Raw genomic sequence first — 22717 nt, 5'->3', positions numbered from 1 at the left:
TTTTCCTTAGCATGTTTAATTATAACTAAATAAAGAATAACATATCATATAAAGAACAAAAAGTCGTGACAAAGAGTCACGACTTTTTCTTAACTACATCCTGTAGTAGTACCACAATCTTGGCAAACTTTACAAGTACCATTCTTCACTAGTCTAGTGCTTGAGCAGTGAGAACAAACTTCAGAGTATATTCTTTCACCAGCAGTTAGTTTATCGTTAACTACTAAACTACTAGATATTTCACTTTGAGCACTAAAATAGTTTTTTTGGCTTATCATCATTATATCTTCACTATCAGGTTTTACTTGGCAACGAGAAAAATCTCCAAGTTCTATATCTATAACCTTGCTGATTAAATCAGAAATAGAGGTTACATGCTTAATGTATGGATGTTTCTGTACAAAGCCATAAGGTTCATATTTTTGACCTCTTAACATTCTAGCAATATCTTGTGCAGGTACATGATATTGAAGCATAACAGAAATTGACTTTGATAGTGAGTTTAATAATCCAGTAATGATTGTTCCTTCTCTATCTGTTGTTATATAGATTTCTGTTATTGCGCCTTGTTCATTTCTATTAACAGTAGTATATATTTTAACATCCTCTATCTGTGCAGGATGAGTAGTGCCAACTCTTATGCCTTCAGGTTTTTCACGAGTTGAGATATTAGAATTTTTTTGTAACTCTTTAGCTTTTTCTAATAATTGTGCATAAGTTAAATCTTCAAGAGTAAGCTTCCTCTCAGAGTTTAGAGTTGTATTTAATGGTTGGCTAGCCTTACATCCATCTCTATATAGTGAAATTCCTTTAACTCCAAGTTTCCAAGAATTAATAACGACCTTCTTAAAATCACCTACTGTTGCATTCTTAGGCAAATTAACTGTTTTAGAAACAGCACCAGAAATCATAGGAGTTATGCTTGCCATCATAAGAACGTGCCCCATAGGTCCTATAAATCTATCTCCACTTCCACATTTGTTTGCAGTATCAAATATAGAAAGATGTTCTTCTTTAAGATGAGGTGCACCTTCAATTTTTCCATCTACGATTTTTTCATACTCTAGACCGTCTTCATCAACTATTTCTTTTCTTAGGATATAATCAATTATATCTTTGATTTCATTTTCTTTATAGCCTAGATTTTCAAGAGAGGCTTCTATAACTGGATTTACAATAGTCATAAATCCACCACCAGATAACTTTTTATATATAAAGTGAGAGAAATAAGGTTCAATAGAAGTGGCTCCACAATCCATTGCAAAGGATATAGTTCCTGTTGGTGCAATAACAGATACTTGAGCATTTCTATAACCATATACTTCTCCAAAGGATATAGCTTTAACCCAAAGCTCTTTTAAGGCTTTGCTTATATAATCTAATCCATTATTAGTCAATATTTCATGATTTATTTCTACAGGGGTATAGTCTAAATCTTCATATTCAGAATCTATAGCTTTAGCCACCCTTGCGTGATTTCTTATAACTCTTAACATATAATTCTTATTTATTTCATACTTCTCAAAAGCTCCCAAATTTTTAGCCATAAGTGCCGAAGTAACATAAGAGCTAGCAGTTAGTATACCTATAATACTAGCAGAAAAACTTCTAGCTTCATCTGAATCATAGGGGTAACCCATCACCATAAGTAGTGAAGCTAAGTTAGAGATTCCAAGTCCAGTAGCTCTAAATAAATATGTTTTTCTAGCTATGTCTTCTGTAGGAAATTGTCCCCAGTGTATAGAAGCTTCTAGAGCTAATTGTACAAGTCTTACTAAATGAATATAACCTTCTAAATCGAAAACTTTATTTTTAACATCATAAAATTTATATACATTTATTGATGCAAGATTACAGGAAGTGTCATCTAAGAAAGCATATTCTCCACAGGGATTTGTAGAGTTTATTCTATTATATTTTGCACCATATAAACCGTCTTCTCCAGCAGGACAAGTATGCCATGCGTTGAAAACATCATCAAACTGAGGTGCTGGATCTGCACATTTCCAAGCAGATAAATTGAAAGAATCCCATAATTCTTTAATTTCAACAGTTTTATTTACAGAATTATCCATTCTTCCTTCAAGTTCAATAGTTTCATCTTCATTTTCCGAAAGACTAATAACTTTTTTCATAAATTCATTACTTAGTCTAACAGAGTTATTTCCGTTTTGCCCTGATACAGTTTCATATGCTTCACCTTCAAAGTTTGCATCATATCCCATTTTACCAAGAGCTCTTACTTTATCTTCTTCTTTAGCTTTCCATTCTATAAACTCAAATATCTCTGGATGGTTAATATCTAAGGCAACCATTTTAGCAGCACGTCTTGTAGTACCGCCGGATTTTATAGCGCCAGCGTTTCTATCAAGGCCTTTTAAAAAACTCATAACTCCAGAAGAAATTCCTCCACCAGATAATTTTTCTCCTTTTGCTCTAATGGTAGAGTAATTTGTACCTGTACCAGAGCCACCTTTAAATAATTTAGTTTCTGTTACATATTGTTGAGAAATAGAATGCTCTCCAAGTAACTTATCTTCTATTGAAAGTATAAAACAGGCAGAAGCTTGAGTACGAGTATAAGCATCTTTACTTTTCACTACTTTAGCTTTTTTTTCATCATAGTAGAAAGTATCTAAACTGTCTGTATCTATATCATAGGCATGTTTTAAGCCTGTATTAAACCATTGAGGAGAATTAGGTGCATACATTTGATTTAAAAAGCAGTATGCAAGTTCATCATATAAAATTTCTTTTTCATCTTCATTATTTATAAGTCCTTCATCAACTAAAGCATCACACCAAAAGTTTACTATTCTATGAACTATCATCTTTAAGCTGTTCTCGTATCCAACTTCATTAGGTACTAATGCTTTTTTAAAATACTTAGAGGCAATTATATCACAAGCATTTTGTGAGTAATCTTTAGGAAACTCTAAATCTTTCATATCAACTAATACTGTATTAGTTTTATAGTCTTTTATAAAAACATCAACTTTTTTCCATTCAAATAAATCATAAACTGTTAAATTCGTATTTTCCGTTAAGGCTTTTGTGTAATATCTTTTTAAAAATTTCTTAATATCGTCCATAATATAATGCTAGAAAATATATTCCTAGCATGGTCACCTCCCGTATTTAAAATCAACTAAGTCGAAATAACACTATATATAGTTATATAATAGTTTATATGCACTATATGTGGTATTATATACCAAGATTATAATTTAATCAATAAAAATTATTATATAAAAATAAGAGGAAATAATTGAAAGTTTCTGAAAATAGCTGTATCCCTTTATTCTTAACATGCTAGCTTTTTTATATAATATTCACTAAAATGATTATATAAGGCATCTTCAAAAAAATAATAGACCAGTATATTAGCACATCTTTGATCTATTATTTTCTTTCAGATGCCTAAAGAATGTAAAAAATAATTATTAAAATATACTAGAATTATTTACTCAAAGATGTGTAATATTAAATTAAGAGAAAATATAAGGAGAGATAAATATGATTAAATCATTTAAGGGAATAAATCCCAATATACATGAGAGTTGCTTTATAGCAGAAAATGCAGCTATTATAGGAAATGTAGAAATAGAAGAAAATTCAAATATATGGTACGGCACAGTTTTAAGAGGAGACATGGATTATTTAAAAGTAGGAAAGAATACAAATATACAAGATAATAGTACTGTACATAATGATCATAATACACCGACAAAAATAGGTGATAATGTTACTATAGGTCATAATAGTATTATTCACGGATGTAGTATTGGAAATAATGTTTTAATAGGAATGGGCTCTATTATACTTAATAATTCTGAAATAGGAGAAAATACTATTATAGGAGCAGGAAGTTTAGTAACTCAAGGCAAAAAAATACCATCAGGAGTACTATGCATGGGATCTCCAGCAAAAGTTGTAAGAGAACTAACAAAAGAAGAAATAGAACACATAAAAAAATCTGCAGAAGGATATGTTCAAATGGGAATGGAACACAAAACTTTTTAAGAATTGACAATGGAAATTTGACAATTGAAAATTATAAATACTTCTTCGCAGTAGCGAAGAATGTTGTAACCAATTTTAAATTTAAAATGGCAAGATAAAAAGTAACTTACAAATTTTTAAAAAATTCTCATGCTTTGCTGAGAATTCACCATAATTGTCCATCGTCCATTTTCAATTATCAATTGAAGAAGTAAGGGGGCATAAAATGATAAAGTTAGATAGTATAAATAAAATGACAAATGAACAGAAATATAGATATATGCTAACTCTTTTAGAAGGTCAATTAAGCAGTGAAAGTGATGTTTTAGCAAATCTTTCAAATGCGTCTGCAATTATTTATGCTCTTGTAGATGAAATTAATTGGAGTGGATTTTACTTTACTAGAGGAGATGAGTTAGTTTTAGGACCTTTTCAAGGTAGACCTGCTTGTAACAGAATAGCTTTTGGAAAAGGTGTCTGTGGAACAGCAGCAGAAAATAAAGAAATAAAAAGAATTGAAAATGTACATAACTTTCCAGGACATATAGCTTGTGATTCTGCGTCTAATTCAGAAATTGTAATACCTATAATTAAAGATGGAATAGCTTATGGTGTTCTTGATATAGATAGTCCAATATTTAATAGATTTACTGAATTAGAAGAAAAGTACTTAGCTAAATTTGTAGATAAGCTAAATGAATATATACATTGGGAAAAATTTTTGAAGAATTAGGAGATTATATATGATAAAAATTGGAGAAATAAATAAACTAAAAGTTGTAAGGAAAGCGGAAATTGGATATTATTTAGATGGGAAAACTGATAATACTTCTGATGATATTTTATTACCAACAAAGAGTGCATTAGGCAATGAACTTCAGGTTGAAGATGAAGTAGAAGCTTTTATATATAGAGATTCTAAAGATAGAATCATTGCTACTATGAAAAATCCTTTAGCACAAATAGGAGAAATTGCTTATTTAGAGGTAGTAGATAATAGCAAAGTAGGTGCTTTTATAAGCATAGGACTTGAAAGGGATGTACTAGTACCTTTTAAGGAAATTAAATATAAGTTAGAAGTAGGAAAAAAATACTTGTTTTATCTATACTTAGATAAAACTAATCGTTTAGCAGCTACCACTAACATAGATAAATATCTTCATGATACAAATAGCTACAATATAGGAGAAGAGGTTGAGGGGACTATATATGGATTCCAAACTAATGAAACAGCTATGATAGCTTTAGAAAACATTTATAGGGGAGTAATACTTAAAAACGAGTACTATAATGACCTTAAAGCAGGAGAAACCATTAAGGTTAGGGTGAAAAGATATTATGAAGAAGGTCAAGTTGGTGTAACCTCAAGAAAAAGTAGACTAGTAGAAAAAGAAGATTTAGAAACTGTTATATTAGATTATTTAAAGAAAAATCATGGGTCAATGAAATTAAATGATAAATCATCACCAGAGGATATAAAAAGTATTTTTAATACAAGCAAAAATGCTTTTAAAAGAGCTCTAGGCGGACTTATGAAGAGAAACCTAATAATACAAGATGAAAACGGAACAAAGCTAATATAAATAAGAAAAATCATCATGTGTATCATGATGATTTTTGCTTTCTTGAATTTTATGAAGAATAATTTATAGAGTATGAGAATCTAAATTTTTTATAAAGGATATAAAAGAGGAATTAAAAATAATTTATTGAAAATATATATAGTTAGGTTTTAGGAGAAGGTTTTAAATTTTAAAGAAATCTAATAAGCTATTTCTTTCTAGTAATATCAATTGAGGTGAGCAAATGAATAACAAAAAATTAACAATAAATTTATTCAAAGTTTTTAGCTTAATGTTAATATTTATAATTTCAACTTCTATAGTTGTTTATGCCAATGACAAAGAGGTTAAAATTAATGAATTAAATTCCACAGTTAATATTTTAAAGGATGGATCATTAAAGGTTGAAGAAATATTGATTATGGATTTCAGTGGAAAATTTAATGGGGCTTTTAAAGATATTTCTACAGAGGGAACAAATGGCATTAAAGATTTAAAAGTTTTTCTTATAGAAGATGAGGTAGAAAAAGAATTTAAATATAGTGAAAAGGCTAAAAATGGAGATAGTTTTCTTTATGAAATAGCAGAAGAAAATAAAAATTTATTTAGGGTTAAATTATATATTCCATCAAAAAATGTAAAGAGAAAAATTAAGCTTAGTTATACATTATCTGACGTAACTACCTTATATAATGATGTTGGAGAGTTATATTATAATTTTTGGGATAAAGGTTATAAAAGTGAGATAGACAGCTTTAATGGAGTAATAGCGCTTCCTAAAGAGGTATCAGAGAAAGATATTAATGCATTTTTTGATACAGGGGATGGATTTCCTACAGCTAAAATTGAAAATAATAAAATAATATTTGAAGCGACGGATATTAAAAAAGATATGTATCTCACTGGCAGAGTTTTATTCCCAAAAGATATTTTAATAAGCTCTACTAAAACTGAGAATAAAGATGGATTAACAGAAATACTACAAAAAGAAGAAAGAAAAAGATTAGACTATGAAAAGAGGGTAGAAACCAATAAAAATATTAAAAAAGGCATTAATTTTCTAGTTTATATATTTTTAATTATAGGATTAACGTTTATTATTTTTTATATGAAAATTACAAAAAGAATCATAAAAACTGAAGATTTTAATGAGTTTCCAGAAAAATGTAGTCCTGCTATACTGTCAAGATTCTATAATGGAGCAGTTACAACTACAGAGTTTATAACTACCTTATTAGATTTGAATAGAAGAGGATTTATAGGGTTAGAGAACAATACAGTAGGAAAGAATGAGGATTATAAAATAATAGTCTTAGATAAGCCATATGAGAAGCTTTTAGCTCATGAACAGTATCTAATAGATTGGTTGATAGATATAAGTAATTATGATAACGAAATAACTATGAAAGAGATAGAAAAAATCGCCAAAGATAAAGAAAAAGGAATTAATTTTATGGCAAGTTACCATAAATGGGTAAAGAAAGTAGATGATTTAGCAAAAGATAATAATTATTTTGATAAAAGTAATAGAAAATCTGGAGTTTCATATATAATTCTATCTATTATGACTTTTATTATATCAATCATATCATTAGTTAATGGAAATGTTATAGCTATCTTATCACTTATAATTAGTATAATTATATTTGTACTAGGTATAGGACTAATAATAAGATTAAGCAATTATGGTTATAGTGAAAAAATGAAATGGAAAAAAGTAAAAACAAACTTTGAAGGTAGAGAATTAGGTTCAATGGCTATGATGTACCCTTTAGATGAATATCTACCTTATATGATAACTTTGAATGTTAGCAGAAAAAGACTTGAAGAGTTTAGAGAATTTGCATTGACTTCATCAATATATGCTACTAATATATGGCTTATAAATTATCTTAACTTTGATAATTTTACAACCACAAATTCATTTATATACTATGGATCTTATGGTGTCTTTTCCAGTACAGTAGGCTATAACGGAGGTACTTCAACTGGAGGCGGTGGTGGCTGCAGTGGTGGTGGAGCAGGTGGATTTTAATAATGAAAAATTAGGAAAAAATAGAGATTAATTTTACTAACAGATCTTTAAATAGAATTTTCATAAGAAACAATATCTATATTATAAGGATTAACCGTTAAAATCCTTATATAAATAAAATATAATATATTAATTTATAAAGGATTTTAATATGAAGAGGAGATAAAATATGAAGGTTACAGCATTACTAGAAAACAATGCACTATCTTCACAATATGACAGTAAACATGGATTATCTATACACATAAAAACTGAAAAGCATAATATGTTATTTGATGTTGGGCCTAATGATTTATTTATAAAAAATGCTATAAAATTAAATATAGATATTTCGGAAGTAGATATTGTTGTAATATCTCATGGGCATAAAGATCATGGTGGAGGATTAAAAGAATTTTTAAAAGTAAATGATAAGGCAAAAATTTATATTCATAAAAATGCCTTTGATAAGTACTATACTAATGTTTTAGGTTTGTTTAAATATTATATAGGTTTAGATAGCAAGCTAAGAGAAAGTGATAGAATTATCTTAGTTGACGATATTTATAAAATAGATGATGAACTTATTATTTTTAACAAAATAAACTCAAATAAAATGCTGCCAACATCAAATAAAAGATTATACGTAAAAGAAGAGAAGTTGTTTATTCGTGATAATTTTAATCATGAACAAAATCTTATAATTACATCTAATAACAAGAGTTATCTTTTTGCTGGATGTGCTCATCGTGGAATAGTTAATATCTTAGAACAGGCTGAGGATATCACTAAGAAAAATATAGATTTTGCTATTGGAGGTTTTCATTTATACAATCCTGTGCATAGCAAATGTGTAAATGTAGAATTGATAAATAATATTGGGAAATACTTAAGTGGAAAAAAATCAATATATTATACCTGTCATTGTACTGGTGAAAAAGCATATGAACAATTAAAAGGAATATTACATGATCAGATTAATTACTTATGTTCTGGTCAGGCGATTTCAATATAATTTAAAGTGGAGTTAATAAGTCTTAAAAATAAATAATATTATGAAGTACGTTGATAAACGTAATAAGGAAGCCTAGTTCTAGGCTTCCTTATATTATCTCATTCTTAGTCTTTTTATTAATTTAGCAATTTCATTAAATACTAATGGCACTAAACTTAGTAGAAATACGAATTCCCAATCATTAATTGTAAGCTTATATACTCCAAATAAATTTGCTATTGGAGTAACGGATATTACTATTAATTGAAGTAAAAATCCTAGTATTATAGCACCAATTAAATACATATTTGAAAATAATCCTATTTGGAATATAGATTTAGTTTCGTTCCTCATATTTAATGAGTGAATTAATTGGGTTCCACTTAAAACCGTAAAAGCTAGAGTTTGAGCATGGATTAAAACCTGCTTAGGCATAGCTAATAATGAAACATCTGCACCACCATAAGTTCTAGCGCCATAGACGAAAGCAATTAAGGTTAAGGAACCTATTAGGATTCCGTTAGCTACTAAGCTTAAAGTTGATCCTTTAAATATACTTGATTTAGGATTACGAGGTTTTTTGTTCATTACATCTTTATCACCTGGGTCCATACCTAATGCTAATGCAGGGAAAGTATCTGTAATTAAGTTGACCCATAATATATGAGTTGCATTAAGTGGAGTAGCCCATCCTAAAAGTATGGCAAAGAATAGGGAAACAATTTCTCCTGCATTACAAGAAATTAAAAATACTACAGACTTTTTGATATTATTAAATATATTTCTACCTTCTTTTATAGCAGAGACTATGGTAGAAAAGTTATCGTCTGTTAATATCATATCAGAAGCACCTTTAGCCACATCTGTTCCTGTAATACCCATTGCAACTCCTATGTCAGCAGCTTTTAATGAAGGAGCATCATTAACACCGTCACCGGTCATAGATACTATATTTCCTTTTGACTTAAAAGCTTTAACGATTTTAACCTTATGTTCAGGTGAAACTCTTGCAAATACTCGTAAGCTATCTATTTTATTAGACAATTCTTCATCAGGTAATTTATCAAGGTCAGCGCCTGAAATAACTTCAGTGATGTCATTTACAATTTCTAATTCTTTTGCTATAGCAAAAGCAGTATTTTTATGATCACCGGTAATCATTATAGTTTTTATGCCAGACTTTTTACATAGAGCAATAGAATCTTTAACTTCAAGTCTAGGAGGGTCTATCATACCAACTAAACCTACGAAAGTTAAATCATTTTCTAGGTTATTGATTTCAACATTAGTTGAAGGGATAATTTTATAAGCACAACCTAAAACCCTGAGTGCATCATCAGACATATCATAAGCTGATTTTAAGAAAGTATCTTTTAATTCTTCAGTTAAAGGTATTATTTCATTATTTATATAAGCATTAGTACAGATATTTAATAAGTTGTCTGTTGCACCCTTAGTCATAACGTAATATTCATTATCGTATTTGTTTACAGTGGTCATTAATTTTCTATCAGAATCAAAAGGAACTTCATCCATTCTTTTATGTGAAGATTCTAGATCTTCTTTATAGATATTAAACATATTTCCTGCTTCTAACAATGCTATCTCAGTTGGGTCACCAGTTTTTGAATTTTCTCTAGCTGTAGCATCGTTACAAAGTACCATATTTTCTATTAACAACTTGTGTATAGGATTATTTATATTTAATTTATCTATATCATCTAAGATATTATCAGAATAAAATTTTACTACTGTCATTTTATTTTGAGTTAATGTACCAGTTTTATCTGAGCAAATTATATTTACTGATCCTAAGGTTTCAACTGAAGGAAGTTTTCTAATTATAGCATTTTGTTTTATCATTTTTTGAACACCAATAGCAAGCACTATTGTAACTATAGCAGCTAGACCTTCAGGAATTGCTGCTACCGCTAGGCTTATAGAGATCATAAACATTTCCAGTTTATCTCTACCTTGAAGTAAGCCTATTACAAACATAGCTATACATACACCTATAGCTAAAAATCCTAAAATTTTTCCTAACTCTTCAAGTTTCTTTTGAAGTGGGGTTTGTTCATTTTCGCTTTCATCGAGCATTTTTGCTATTTTACCGATTTCAGTGTTCATTCCTGTACCAACAGCTATACCTATTCCTCTACCATAAGTAGCTAAAGTAGACATGAATGCCATATTTTTTTGATCGCCCAAAGAAATATCATCGCTAGTTATTAAAATATTTGCATCTTTATCAACAGGAACAGATTCTCCTGTAAGGGCAGATTCCTCAATTTTAAGATTTGCACTTTCAATTAATCTTAAATCACAGGGAATATATCTTCCAGCATCTATAATAATTACATCTCCTGGAACGACCTCCTCAGAGGGTATTTCCGTAAGCTCACCATCTCTTTTAACTATAGCTTTGGGCGTAGAAAGTTGTTTTAGTGCATCCAGTGCTTTTTCAGCTTTGGCTTCTTGAACCATTCCTACTATCGCATTAATTAGTATGACAACTCCAATGATGATAGTATCACTAACTTCTCCTACAACAGCAGATAGTATTGCAGCGGCAATTAATATATAAATTAAGATATCTTGAAGTTGAGAAAAAAACATTTGAATTTTAGTTCTAGGTTTTTTTGTTGCAAATTTATTTAGCCCAAACTGCTTTTTTTTCTCTTCAACTTCTTTGGACGTCAGGCCAGTAATGCTATTGGTTTGAAATTCTTTTAAGACTTCTTCTGAACTTTTGCTAAACCACATTAAAAATCACCTCTAAAATATATTATCCACAAAATATACAAAAATTATTATTGTGGAAGATAATGATAAAAATTGAAATAACTGTTATTACAGAAAATATTATAACATAATATGGTTTTAAATACAATATATAATTTGAAAAAAATGTAAAGATTGCTATTTATTTAAAAAACTCTTTAATCCTATAGATTATATATATTAGGATAAAAGAGTATTTAAATTAATTTATGACATGAAATAAATAATTATTCAAAAATGACTTCAATATAGAGAACTAATATAAAAGTTTAAAATGTACTCTGGAAAATAAATTTTTTATAAAAATAGCTTAAATCCTTAGAAATTAAGAATTAATAGTTAAGAATACGAATTTAGGATGAAATTCACCTTTAGTGAATTTCTTAAAATAAAATTTATTTAAGAAACTCCAAAGCTTCGGCCTTGGAGTTTTAACCATAATTCTTCATTATTCATTCTTAATTTGCATTCATGGTAAAAATTNNTTTTCATTGTGGAACCCTATAATTTAAGATGACCTATATATTAGTTTTTGTAAGATTTAACTAAAGTGGTAATATACCATAGAATACTATTCCTAAAATTCCTGAAATAACTATTATTAATATTGGATGAATTTTAGTTTTTATTAGCATTAATCCAATTATAAAGGCTATGATTATACTTTTAAGATCTATGTAAGAAGTACGTCCAAGAGATAAGAATACAGAGATTATTAAGCCTATAAGCGCAGGTCTCATCCCTAAAAGAGCAGAGGTCAATAAATCTGACTCCTTAAATTTCTGAAAGAAGAAATAAGCTAATGTCACTAAAATAAAGGAAGTAGTTATAACACCTAGAGTAGCAACTATACTTCCTAAAAAACCATATACTCTATATCCTACAAAAGTGGCGGAATTTATAGCCACTGGGCCTGGTGTCATTTGAGAAATTCCAATTATATCTATAAATTCAGTATAACTAATCCAACTATTGTTTGTTACTATTTCTTTTTCAATTAAGGATAACATTGCGTAACCACCGCCAAATCCAAAAGTACCAATCTTTAGAAATGCTAAATATAATTTAAAAAGTATATGCAATGATTACACCTTCTTTCTATTTGCAATAATACCGTAAATTGCTGAAAGTAATATTACTATTACAGGATTTACATTAAATATAGTAATTGCAAGTATTGTTATAACTATTATTATGATATTTATATAATTTTTATTAAGGGATTTACTGAGGCTTATTACTGCTACTAGAATTAATAAAGGCACTGCAGCATTAATTCCTTTAAATATCAATTCAACAGTGTAGAGATTCCTAAATTTTGCAAAGAACATAGCAATTAGAAGTATTATAAAAAAGGAAGGCAAGGTTACACCAAGTAAACCTAAAATAGCACCAGGAAAATTACCTATTTTATATCCAATAAATGTACAACTATTTATAGCTAAAGCACCAGGAAAAGTTTGAGAGATAACGATTATATCTAAAAATTCTTCTTTAGTAAGCCATTTGTGTTTATCTACTACTTCCTTTTCAATTAGAGGAATCATTGCATATCCACCGCCAAAAGTAAAGCTTCCAATTTTGAAAAAAGTAATAAACATTTGTAGAAGTTTTTTCATATTATTATCACCACACTTTTATAATATTTTAGTATATAAAAATATAAATTTTATTTAATGAAAGCAATCTAAATTAAAATCATTATGTTTGTAAACTTACAATAATGAATATTTAATATTTGCAAATTAATAATAAAAAATTCGTAATTTAAGAACTGTGGCTTTATTATACTTTTTTCATTATACTCTTACTATTCTTAATAATCAAACAAATTGAATTTAGCCTTAAAGAATGTAGTATTATTACGATATAATTATTATAGAGAATAAAGCCTATTCAAAAAATAGTCATTAGGAGGTATTTAAATGGAAATATCTAAATTAGGAAGAACGACTCCAATAAAGACAGAAGGGGTTACTATAAATAAACATAATGACTTTTCTAGAAATTTTAATTTTGCGCGTCAAAAAAAGTCAGAAGAACAATTAAAGCAGATGTTAAAAAATATAAAATCTAAGGGAAGCAAATTAGTGGTAACCAAATGTTATGCTGATGTTAGAGCTTATAAGAGAGAAATAAAAGAATATTTAGAATCTGTACTTGCTTTTATGTATTCCGTTAAAAAAGATATAAGCTTTTGGCAAACTCAATATTTTATTACTGTAGAAACTGTAGATAAAAAACTAGAAGAACTTACAGAAATGTTATTAAGTGAAGAAAAAGAAACTCTAAATATAGCAAGTACTATCGATGAAATAACAGGACTTATTGTAGACGTATATAAATAAAACGAAATGAAAAATTACTAAATAAATTTTTATGTTAAAGAAATAAGTTTATTGCTTTAAAAACACATTATAAATATTAATTCATCAAAAAATAATTTTATCTTAACTCCTCATTCTTAATTTTAAAAAGTCGTGACATTTAGCCACGACTTTTTGTTATATCCAAGAGTTATAGCTTGCATCTGAAGGCATCCTTAGATCTCCTCTAGGAGAAAGACTTATGGAACCTACCTTAGGACCATCAGGCAAACAAGAACGTTTAAATTGTTGAGTAAAGAATCGTCTTAAGAAAGTATTTAACCATTTCTCAATTTCCTCATTAGAATAATTTTCTTTAAAGGCAGCTTTAGCTAAAAATAATAATTTTTCAGGAGTTGCTCCTTCTTTTATAAAATGATATAAGAAGAAGTCATGAAGCTCATAAGGTCCTACTATATCTTCAGTTTTTTGTGCAATATTACCTTCTTTATCCTTAGGAAGAAGTTCTGGACTAACAGGTGTGTCTAATATATCTAGTAAAATTTCAGAAACCTCACCACTTAACTCTTTTTCTGCTACATAATGCACTAAATATCTAACTAAAGTTTTAGGTATAGAACAGTTCACAGAATACATAGACATGTGATCACCATTATAAGTAGCCCATCCTAATGCAAGCTCAGATAAATCTCCTGTACCTATTAAAAGACCACCTTCCTTATTTGCTATATCCATTAATATTTGAGTTCTTTCCCTTGCTTGAACATTTTCATAGGTTACATCATGTTTATCTACATCATGACCAATATCCTTAAAGTGTTGAAGACAAGCATCTACTATGTTAATTTCTCTAATTTCCGTATTCAGATGCTTACAAAGATTTATAGCATTATTATAAGTTCTATCAGTAGTACCAAAGCCAGGCATTGTAATAGTTAGTATATTTTTTCTATCTATACCTAGCATATCAAAGGTTTTAACAATTACAAGCAATGCTAAAGTAGAGTCAAGTCCTCCAGAAATACCAATAACTGCTTTTTTTAATTTTGTATAAGAAAATCTCTTAGCTAGAGCAGCAGCTTGAATATTAAAAATTTCTTTACATCTTTTTTCTCTTTCAATTTCATCCTTTGGTACAAATGGATGCTTATCAATATAACGATTGAAGTTTATAATTTCTTTGTTTTTAAATTCAAATTCTATAATTTCTGCATCATATGGGCAAAAGTGAATGCTATCTCTAAAACTTACATTTTTTAAACGCTCACTTTTTAATTTATCCACATCTATAGTTGATGTAATAATTTCATTATGTCTTTGAAATCTTTCATTTTCACAAAGTGTACTACCATTTTCGCATATCATTAAATGACCACTAAACAATAAATCAGTACTTGATTCAAAAACACCTGATGAAGAATAAATATATGCACTCATACATCTTGCACTTTGATTTGAAATTAAATTTCTTCTATACTCTGCTTTACTTACAAGTTCATTTGAAGAGGATAAATTACATATTATGTTTGCACCTAAAAGGCTTAAATAGCTGCTAGGAGGTATGGTAACCCATAAATCTTCGCAGATTTCAAAACCTATTTTTGTATCACCACAAGTAAAAATAAGGTTTGTTCCAAAAGGAATGTTTTTACTAAAACTTAAAGATATTTTTTCGTTAGTTAAATTTAAACCACTGTTAAACCATCTTTTTTCATAGAACTCTGAATAATTAGGTAGATAACTTTTAGGAACTATACCTAGTATTTCACCATTAAGTATTATAACTGCACTATTATATAACAAATTTTTATGCTCTATTGGTGCACCTACAGCAATTAATATATCTTTATGTCTAGAAAATTCACAAAGGTCTTTTAAAGCTTCTTCGCTTTTATCTAATAGTTGTCTTTGGTAAAATAGATCTCCACAGGTATAAGAGGTAATAGAGAGCTCAGGAAACACTACAAGTTTACAATTCTTTTTTATAGCTTCCTCAATACAATTTTTTATATTTTCTACATTGAAATTTACATCTGCTACATTAGTGATAGGGCAAGCAGATGCAACTTTTAGAAATTCCATAGGATTTCACTACCTTTCATAGTATTTAGGCATTTAAAAATAACTATTCAAAAATTCTAAGCAGTCATTTTTAAAGATGCCTTAATTTATCTTTTAATTTTTTTCTTTTTCATAGTTTTCTTCTTCATTACAGAATAGCCAAAGGAACCTAAAGCCTTAGGATTTAATGCAAAATATTCTCCATGACAATAGGAAATGAGATCTGCCTTTTCAAAATGGATTTTACCTTTTTCGTCAATTAAATCACTATTTACATGTGAACAGACTATTTCAGCTAAAAATAAATCATGAGTACCTAAAGGGGTGATACTTTTAACTTTACATTCAAGAGAAATAGGGCACTCTTCTATCAATGAGGCAGAAATATTTTCACATTTTGTCATTGAAAAGTTCATTTCTTTAACTTTATCAATAGTTCTACCTGAACGAACTCCACAAAAATCCACTTCCTTAACTAAATTTTTAGAAGGAAGATTAACTACAAATTCCATGGTTTCTTTTATGTATTCGTAGGATAATCTTTCAGGTCTAATTGCCACTGTAATCATAGGAGGTTTAGTACAAGCTGTTCCAATCCAACCTACTGTAAAAACATTATCTTTACCTTCATTATTCTTACAACTAATTAGTACCACTGGCACTGGATTAAGCATAGCACTTCCTTTAAATATAACTTTTTCCATTAACAGTTCACTTCTCTTTCCGTATATAAAATCTTTTATTTCATAAAATTATCTTTAGTATTACATATAGATGTACCATTTCTAAATTTAACCTATACAATCATAAAATTGTGTTAACAAGTTGTTTTAGCGTATATTTATGTAGTTGAGAATTGACGATTAACAATGGACAATTATGGATACTTCTCTCAAGAGAAGTTTTGAACTTATTCCTTTTAAAAGTGACGAAGTCACTTTTATTAAAAATCTATTAAAGAAATTAGTTTGATTAAAACTAATTTCAACAATAATTGTCAATTGTCCATTTTCAATAGTCAATTGATAAAAAATCTTTATCTTTTTATACAGTACATTAGGGCGCTTTGAATTTTATTATAGCTTTTTAAAATATACCTTAAGTATATTATTGAGAAAATCTACAATTCATATTCGATTATATCAAATAAGACATCTGAAAGAAAATAGCTAGTTAAAGATACGAAATATATTTTGCATCAGAAAAGGAGACAGGTTCTGATCATAGTAGAGCTATGTGAGGGTTCTGACAACACAGCGTGATGGAAAATAGGCTAACATACTGAGCTATTATTTTTTTGAAGAGGCCTAAAACATTAGTATAAACTAAATAAGAATATGGTATCATAAATAAAAAATTAAATATAATTAATTTTATTTAATAACATTAATATGCAATATTAAAAACGCTTTGAAGCTATATGAAATAAATTTGGTGTATAATGAAGTTGGAAAAAATTTAAGAAACAGTAACATAAGGAACTTCAAGTAGTTGCTAAAAATCATAACATATAATAACATATCACAACCTTTAGGTATGTTGTTATAACTATTTGATGTTTTCAAGCCTAAGTGAGTGTAGAATTGTGAAAACAGTTTAGCATGATGAACTATGATTGTATGATAAGTTAAAGACTTACCCTTAAATATATCCAACAGTTTAAGGCTCTAAGAATGATGAAGGATGACCGACTTCTAGGTTGTGAAGTCAAACACCTAATCATATGAACTCCATACTGTCTTTAGCAAGTAGGAAAATGCCCGAAAGGAGAGTGGTCAGAGATGACTAAAAATCAAAAAGAATATTCATTTGTAAAAGATAAAAAAGGAAGAAAATTAGCTTCATGTCTTTGTAATAAAGCATGGGTGTTGATTAGAAAGAAGAAAGCAAGATTACTTCAAAAATATCCTATGGCAATTCAACTAAATTATGAGGTTCGTCCTGATGAAGAAACTGAAATAATTTGTGGGATAGATGATGGAAGTAAACATGTAGGTATAGCATTAGTTCAAAAATGCAAAACATATAATAAACCAATATTCAAGGGCACTATTGAACTTAGACAAAATGTTAAAAGTTTAATGGAAACTAGAAAAAGTTATAGAAGATACCATAGAACTCATAAAAGATACAGAAAAGTTAGATTTGATAATAGATCAGCAAGTAAAAGAAAAGGTAGAGTAGCACCTAGTATATTACAGAAAAAACAATCAACCATTAGAATCATTAATCAATTATTAAAGTTTGTTAATATTAAGGAATTTCATTTAGAAGATGTTGTAGTAGATATAAGAGCATTATCAGAAGGTAAGAAATTATATGGATGGCAATATCAAAAATCAAATAGGTTAGATGAAAATATAAGAAAAGCAGTTATATTAAGAGATAATTGCGAGTGTATGGAATGCGGAAGATCTAATTGTATGCTAGAAGTACATCATATAGTTCCTCGTAGATTAAAGGGTTCTAATGCCATAAGTAATTTAATCACTTTGTGTAGTGGTTGTCATCAAAAAACAGAGGGCAAAGAAAATTACTTATTGATAAATATTATAAAACAATTGATGGTAAAAATATAAGATTTGACTACGCTCAACACGTTATGCAAGGTAAAACTTATTTAAGACAAGAGTTATCTAAATTGGGCAAATTAATGCTAACTACAGGTGGAGATACTGCTAACAAACGTATCGATTGGAATATATATAAAACACATAGTAATGATGCAATTTGCATAACAGATTTAGAAGTAAATATGAAGGAATGTAATATAAAAGATTGGATTATCAAACCTATGAGAAGAAAATCAAAAGCTAATATTGCAGAACTAAATGGATTTAAGCATAGAGATTTAATAAAATACACAAAGAAAAATGGAGAATATTATATTGGTTATATAACTGCACTTTATTCAAATAAAAATCAATGTAATATTACTACAATGGAAAATAAAATACTAAAAAGGTATGGAATTAAGTCTTGTAAATTATTATGGAGATTTAATAAAATATATTGGTTTTAAAAACGTAAAAATTAATATGAAAAATATAAGAAAGGGCAAGGTTATGTTTTGTTACGTTTTTCATAACCAGGAAAATCTACATGAAGATAAATAAAATAAGAGACTTAGTATTAGTAGATATAGATGAAAATAAATCTATGGTAATTGCTTGTGATAGCTGTGGAAGTATAGGAGACAAGCCACAGGATGCATTAAAGGTTCCACCTTTTATAACAGGAAAATATACAGTTAGAGTAGGGCTTCTAGAAGTATTATGTAGTGGTGCAGAAGTGGTTACTGTTATTGATAATGTTTGTGCAGAAATGAAACCTACAGGAGAAGAAATAATAAAGGGAATTAAAAGTGAATTAGAATTGGCGGATATTAGCAATGTTGCCCTTAGTGGAAGTACAGAAGAAAATTTCCCTTGTGTTTCTACAGGATTAGGAATGACTATAATTGGGATCGGGGAAAAGTCTAAACTTAGAGTAAATAATATAAAAGATGATGTTATAATTTATTCCATAGGAATACCTAAAGTTGGAGAAGAGATAAGCTATGAATATGATGAAGATATTTTTCAATATGATGTTCTTTACTATTTAAGAGAATTAAAAGGAGTCAAAGAAATTGTTCCTATAGGATCTAAAGGAATATTATATGAAGCAGAAGAACTAGCTAAAAATAATGGCATGGAATTTATCTTAGAAGAGAATCCAAACATAGATGTAAATAGAAGTTGTGGTCCTGCAACGGTAGCTATAATAGCTTTGGATAAAAATATTGAGGAAAAAATAAAAGTTATTAAAAACTCACATAAAATTGGAATTATAAAAAATTAACTCTGTAACATAAGTTACATACCAAAAACATTTAAGTTGATATAATTTAATCATAGATTGAAATTAAATTAACACACTATAGTAGTTAAGTGATCTTAAAAAAGTAATAAACCAGTATGCTAGAATATTTTTCTTTCATATTTCTAAAATAGATTAACATATTTGAGTTATTATTTTCTTTTAGATTTTTAAATTAATGTGTGCTATGGAGGTATAAGTTATGATTAGAAAAATTGTTCATATAAATGAGGAAAAATGCGATGGTTGCGGCATATGTGTAGATGCATGTCATGAAAGAGCTATAGAAATAGTAAATGGTAAAGCAAAGCTTGTTAGTGATATGTACTGTGATGGACTAGGAGATTGTTTAAATTGCCCTCAAGGTGCTATTGAGATAATTGAAAGAGAAGCAGGAGCTTATGATGATGAAGCGGTGAAAAGAAGAATAGAGGATATAGATAAGGTAAAAAAAGAAACTAAAGAAGAAAGTAAAGCTATGCCTTGTGGATGCCCTGGAACAATGGCAAAGAAAATTGAAAGAAAGGCAGGATTAAATCTAAGTACAAAGGCTTTAAAGAATGATATATGTGACTGTAATTCTAAAGAAGAAAACAGTAGCTTTAATTCAGAATTAAGTCAATGGCCAGTACAATTAAGATTAGTAAATCCTAATGCACCATATTTTGAAGGGGCAAATTTATTAATAGCAGCAGATTGTACTGCATATGCTTATGCAAATTTTCATAGAGACTTTATAAAAGATCATATAACTGTAATAGGTTGTCCTAAATTAGATGATAATGACTATTATAGAGAAAAGTTAGCTGAAATTTTAAAAAGCAACAATATAAAAAGTATAACTGTTGTTAGAATGGAAGTACCTTGTTGCTCAGGTATAGTAAGTTCAGTTAAAAATGCAATGCTTCAATCCCAAACTATAGTACCTTATAGAGAGGTAACAGTGGGGATAAATGGAGAATTAATTTAATTGCTAATTTAAAAATAATAAAGTAAGAAAATAATTAGATATTCAATTATTAATATAATAATAAGTGTGATAAAGATTTTATAAAATGATTTCATAAAACCACCCCATTAATAGTTTATGAAAGTTTAATATAAAAAATTTCTTAAATAAATAAAATTCTTATTTAAATATAAGAATTTTATTTATTTAAATTTTTGAATACATTACTTTTAACATTTTATGGAAAAATTTATATGATAATTTGAAAATAATTATCAGTAATTTATAAAAGTTAAATAAATTGAAAACTTTATAATTATTGGTGATATTATATAAAATTCCCCTTATAATATTGTTGTAATAATATTTAATTCAAGGGGGATAAAATGGAATTATCAAATCGTAATGTGAAAAGGGAATCTTATTTTGATGGAGGATTACTTCAATTAATAGGATGGAGAATACTAGGAATATTAATAACTGTATTAACTCTAGGAATATGCTATCCTTGGGCAGAATGTATGGTTTATGGTTGGAAAATTAACCATACTGTAATAGAAGGCAGAAGACTAAAATTTACAGGAACTGCGGTAGGCTTATTCGGCAATTGGATAAAGTGGCTTCTGTTATCTATTATAACTTTAGGCATATATGGTTTTTGGGTTAGTATTGCTCTAGAGAAATGGAGAGTAAAGCATACTATTTTTGTAGATGGTATTTAGTATTGCTTTATTCAAAATAATTTGGAACTAATCATTAATATTATTAGTTTATCTAAAAGCGTGGTATTTTGCCACGCTTTACTATTTTAAAATAAAATTACATAAATTAAGGCTATATAGCTTTTAAAAAGTAATCTTGATAATTTATATTTTTAAAGGTCTAAAATTTATAAAAATACTAAATTTGTTATTGATAATAATTTGTACTAAAGTATATAGTATAACAAAAAAGACTTGATATAAATGGAGAGGATTAAAAATATGAATGATATTATAGATAAGTTAAGTATTAAAAAAGTAGAAAATGAAGAGTTGTTTCCTTATGACTTACTGTTGTTAGCAGATCCTTCACTTGGTTTAATAAAGGAATACACATCTAGAGGGGATGTGTATATTGCAGAACTACATAATAGGGTAATTGGAGTATATGTATTAATTAAAACAAGACCTGCTACTATGGAACTTGTAAATCTTGCTGTAAATGAAAGTTTTCATGGAAAGGGAATAGGAAAGGCACTAATTAAAGATGCAATAGAAACAGCAAAGAAAGCGGATATGAAAACCTTAGAAGTAGGTACGGGAAACTCTAGTATTTCTCAGTTAGCACTATATCAAAAGTGTGGATTTAGAATAAGAAGTATAGATCATGATTTTTTTATAAAACATTATGATGAGCCTATTATAGAAAACGGAATACAGTGTGTTGATATGGTTAGGTTATCAATAGATTTCCATTAAGTTATAATGTTATAAAATTTAGGAAAATAAATAAACTGTAAATTAATATGCTCATACAAAATTAAGTAGCGGTTTATATTATTAGGAGGTATCTCAAAATGGATTATCAATTTAGGTTAGCAAATAAGTCTGATTTAGATAATATAATTAAAATATTTTCTAATGCAATACAAGATATGAAAGAAAAGGGTATTGATCAATGGGATAACATATACCCTAATAGCGATATTATTAAAAATGATATAGAAAATAAGCAAATGTATGTGCTTATATATAATAATAGACTAGTTTCAACTATAGTAATCAATGAACAACAAGATACAGAGTACCAAGCTGTTAATTGGAAGCAAAGAGAAGGAAATGTATGTGTAATTCATCGCATGTGTGTTGATCCTACAGTACAGGGTAAAGGATTTGGTAAGAGGACAGTTAGTTTTGTTGAAGATAAGGCACTTGAAAATAACTATTCAATAATTCGTCTTGACGCTTTTTCTAAAAATCCTTTTGCTATCCATCTATATGAAGCATTGAATTATAAATGTGTTGGTGAAGTGCAGTTTCGTAAAGGTAAATTTTATTGTTACGAAAAAATATTACATAAATAAATGAGAATTTTGTTAGTCATGATAATATGGTGGCTATATATTTTTTATTATCTGCATTATCGTAGGGGCGAACATTGTTCGCCCGTTTTCTTTTACACATT

Annotated in this window: 19 protein-coding genes; 13 read left to right on the top strand and 6 right to left on the bottom strand. The window is 28.2% G+C overall.

All coding sequences use genetic code 11. The annotated features are described in order from the left end of the window. Positions 1-89: 89 nt before the first annotated feature. Entirely contained in the window at positions 90-3092 is a 3003-nt protein-coding gene (locus B3603_RS05280) for a vitamin B12-dependent ribonucleotide reductase (protein WP_291561582.1), read from the bottom strand. A gap of 424 nt (positions 3093-3516) precedes the next feature. On the opposite strand from B3603_RS05280, the gene B3603_RS05275 reads away from it, so the two are divergent. The 5 genes from B3603_RS05275 (at position 3517) to B3603_RS05255 (ending at position 8593) form a co-directional block, all read left to right on the top strand. Further along, positions 3517-4023: a gamma carbonic anhydrase family protein gene (locus tag B3603_RS05275; protein ID WP_291561580.1), complete on the top strand. Its 507-nt coding sequence runs from the start codon at positions 3517-3519 to the stop codon at positions 4021-4023. 205 nt (positions 4024-4228) lie between these two features. Beyond that, on the top strand, positions 4229-4735 hold the full coding sequence (locus B3603_RS05270; protein ID WP_291561578.1) for a GAF domain-containing protein: 507 nt from the start codon (positions 4229-4231) through the stop codon (positions 4733-4735). 10 nt (positions 4736-4745) lie between these two features. Continuing rightward, entirely contained in the window at positions 4746-5585 is an 840-nt protein-coding gene (locus B3603_RS05265) for a CvfB family protein (protein ID WP_291561576.1), read from the top strand. Positions 5586-5808: 223 nt separating this feature from the next. Then, positions 5809-7599 (top strand): DUF2207 domain-containing protein, encoded by a 1791-nt coding sequence (locus B3603_RS05260; protein ID WP_291561574.1) that lies wholly within the window; start codon positions 5809-5811, stop codon positions 7597-7599. 169 nt (positions 7600-7768) lie between these two features. Then, complete coding sequence (locus tag B3603_RS05255; RefSeq protein WP_291561573.1) at positions 7769-8593, top strand: MBL fold metallo-hydrolase; 825 nt, start codon at positions 7769-7771, stop codon at positions 8591-8593. Positions 8594-8686: 93 nt separating this feature from the next. Here the strand turns inward: B3603_RS05255 and B3603_RS05250 are convergent, their stop codons facing one another. From B3603_RS05250 to B3603_RS05240, 3 genes are all read right to left on the bottom strand, one after another. Next, the gene (locus B3603_RS05250; protein ID WP_291561569.1) at positions 8687-11335 is read right to left on the bottom strand and encodes a cation-translocating P-type ATPase; all 2649 of its coding nucleotides are present in this window, start codon (positions 11333-11335) and stop codon (positions 8687-8689) included. A 563-nt stretch (positions 11336-11898) separates the two neighbouring features. After that, entirely contained in the window at positions 11899-12435 is a 537-nt protein-coding gene (locus B3603_RS05245; RefSeq protein WP_291561567.1) for a chromate transporter, read from the bottom strand. Positions 12436-12438: 3 nt separating this feature from the next. Beyond that, positions 12439-12972, bottom strand: coding sequence for a chromate transporter (locus B3603_RS05240; protein ID WP_291561565.1), 534 nt, complete (start codon positions 12970-12972; stop codon positions 12439-12441). A 306-nt stretch (positions 12973-13278) separates the two neighbouring features. Between B3603_RS05240 and B3603_RS05235 the strand changes: the two genes are divergently transcribed. After that, positions 13279-13701, top strand: coding sequence for a YaaR family protein (locus B3603_RS05235; protein ID WP_291561563.1), 423 nt, complete (start codon positions 13279-13281; stop codon positions 13699-13701). Positions 13702-13857: 156 nt separating this feature from the next. Here B3603_RS05235 and B3603_RS05230 read toward each other — a convergent pair whose 3' ends face one another. Then, entirely contained in the window at positions 13858-15762 is a 1905-nt protein-coding gene (locus B3603_RS05230) for an NAD(+) synthase (protein ID WP_291561561.1), read from the bottom strand. Positions 15763-15848: 86 nt separating this feature from the next. Then, on the bottom strand, positions 15849-16445 hold the full coding sequence (locus B3603_RS05225) for a flavin reductase family protein (protein WP_291561559.1): 597 nt from the start codon (positions 16443-16445) through the stop codon (positions 15849-15851). 1077 nt (positions 16446-17522) lie between these two features. On the opposite strand from B3603_RS05225, the gene iscB reads away from it, so the two are divergent. The 7 genes from iscB to B3603_RS05190 all read left to right on the top strand — a co-directional run bounded on the left by iscB (position 17523) and on the right by B3603_RS05190 (position 22616). Further along, positions 17523-18320: an RNA-guided endonuclease IscB gene (gene iscB, locus B3603_RS05220; protein ID WP_291561558.1), complete on the top strand. Its 798-nt coding sequence runs from the start codon at positions 17523-17525 to the stop codon at positions 18318-18320. Beyond that, positions 18245-18763, top strand: coding sequence for a hypothetical protein (locus B3603_RS05215; protein WP_291561557.1), 519 nt, complete (start codon positions 18245-18247; stop codon positions 18761-18763). The genes iscB and B3603_RS05215 overlap by 76 nt, the downstream gene beginning before the upstream one ends. 80 nt (positions 18764-18843) lie before the next feature. Continuing rightward, on the top strand, positions 18844-19584 hold the full coding sequence (locus tag B3603_RS05210) for an AIR synthase related protein (protein ID WP_291561553.1): 741 nt from the start codon (positions 18844-18846) through the stop codon (positions 19582-19584). 220 nt (positions 19585-19804) lie between these two features. Then, complete coding sequence (locus B3603_RS05205) at positions 19805-20572, top strand: ATP-binding protein (RefSeq protein ID WP_291561551.1); 768 nt, start codon at positions 19805-19807, stop codon at positions 20570-20572. Between the two features lie 365 nt (positions 20573-20937). Continuing rightward, a complete protein-coding gene (locus tag B3603_RS05200) occupies positions 20938-21273 on the top strand; it encodes a DUF898 family protein (protein WP_291561549.1) in 336 nt (111 codons plus the stop codon). Between the two features lie 261 nt (positions 21274-21534). Continuing rightward, complete coding sequence (locus B3603_RS05195) at positions 21535-22011, top strand: GNAT family N-acetyltransferase (RefSeq protein WP_291561547.1); 477 nt, start codon at positions 21535-21537, stop codon at positions 22009-22011. A 98-nt stretch (positions 22012-22109) separates the two neighbouring features. Beyond that, positions 22110-22616: a GNAT family N-acetyltransferase gene (locus B3603_RS05190; protein ID WP_291561545.1), complete on the top strand. Its 507-nt coding sequence runs from the start codon at positions 22110-22112 to the stop codon at positions 22614-22616. Positions 22617-22717 lie beyond the last annotated feature (101 nt).

The organism is Clostridium sp. UBA2485, from assembly GCF_002341865.1.
Lineage (GTDB): Bacteria > Bacillota > Clostridia > Clostridiales > Clostridiaceae > Clostridium_J.
This window is presented reverse-complemented; position numbering and strand designations above follow the sequence as displayed.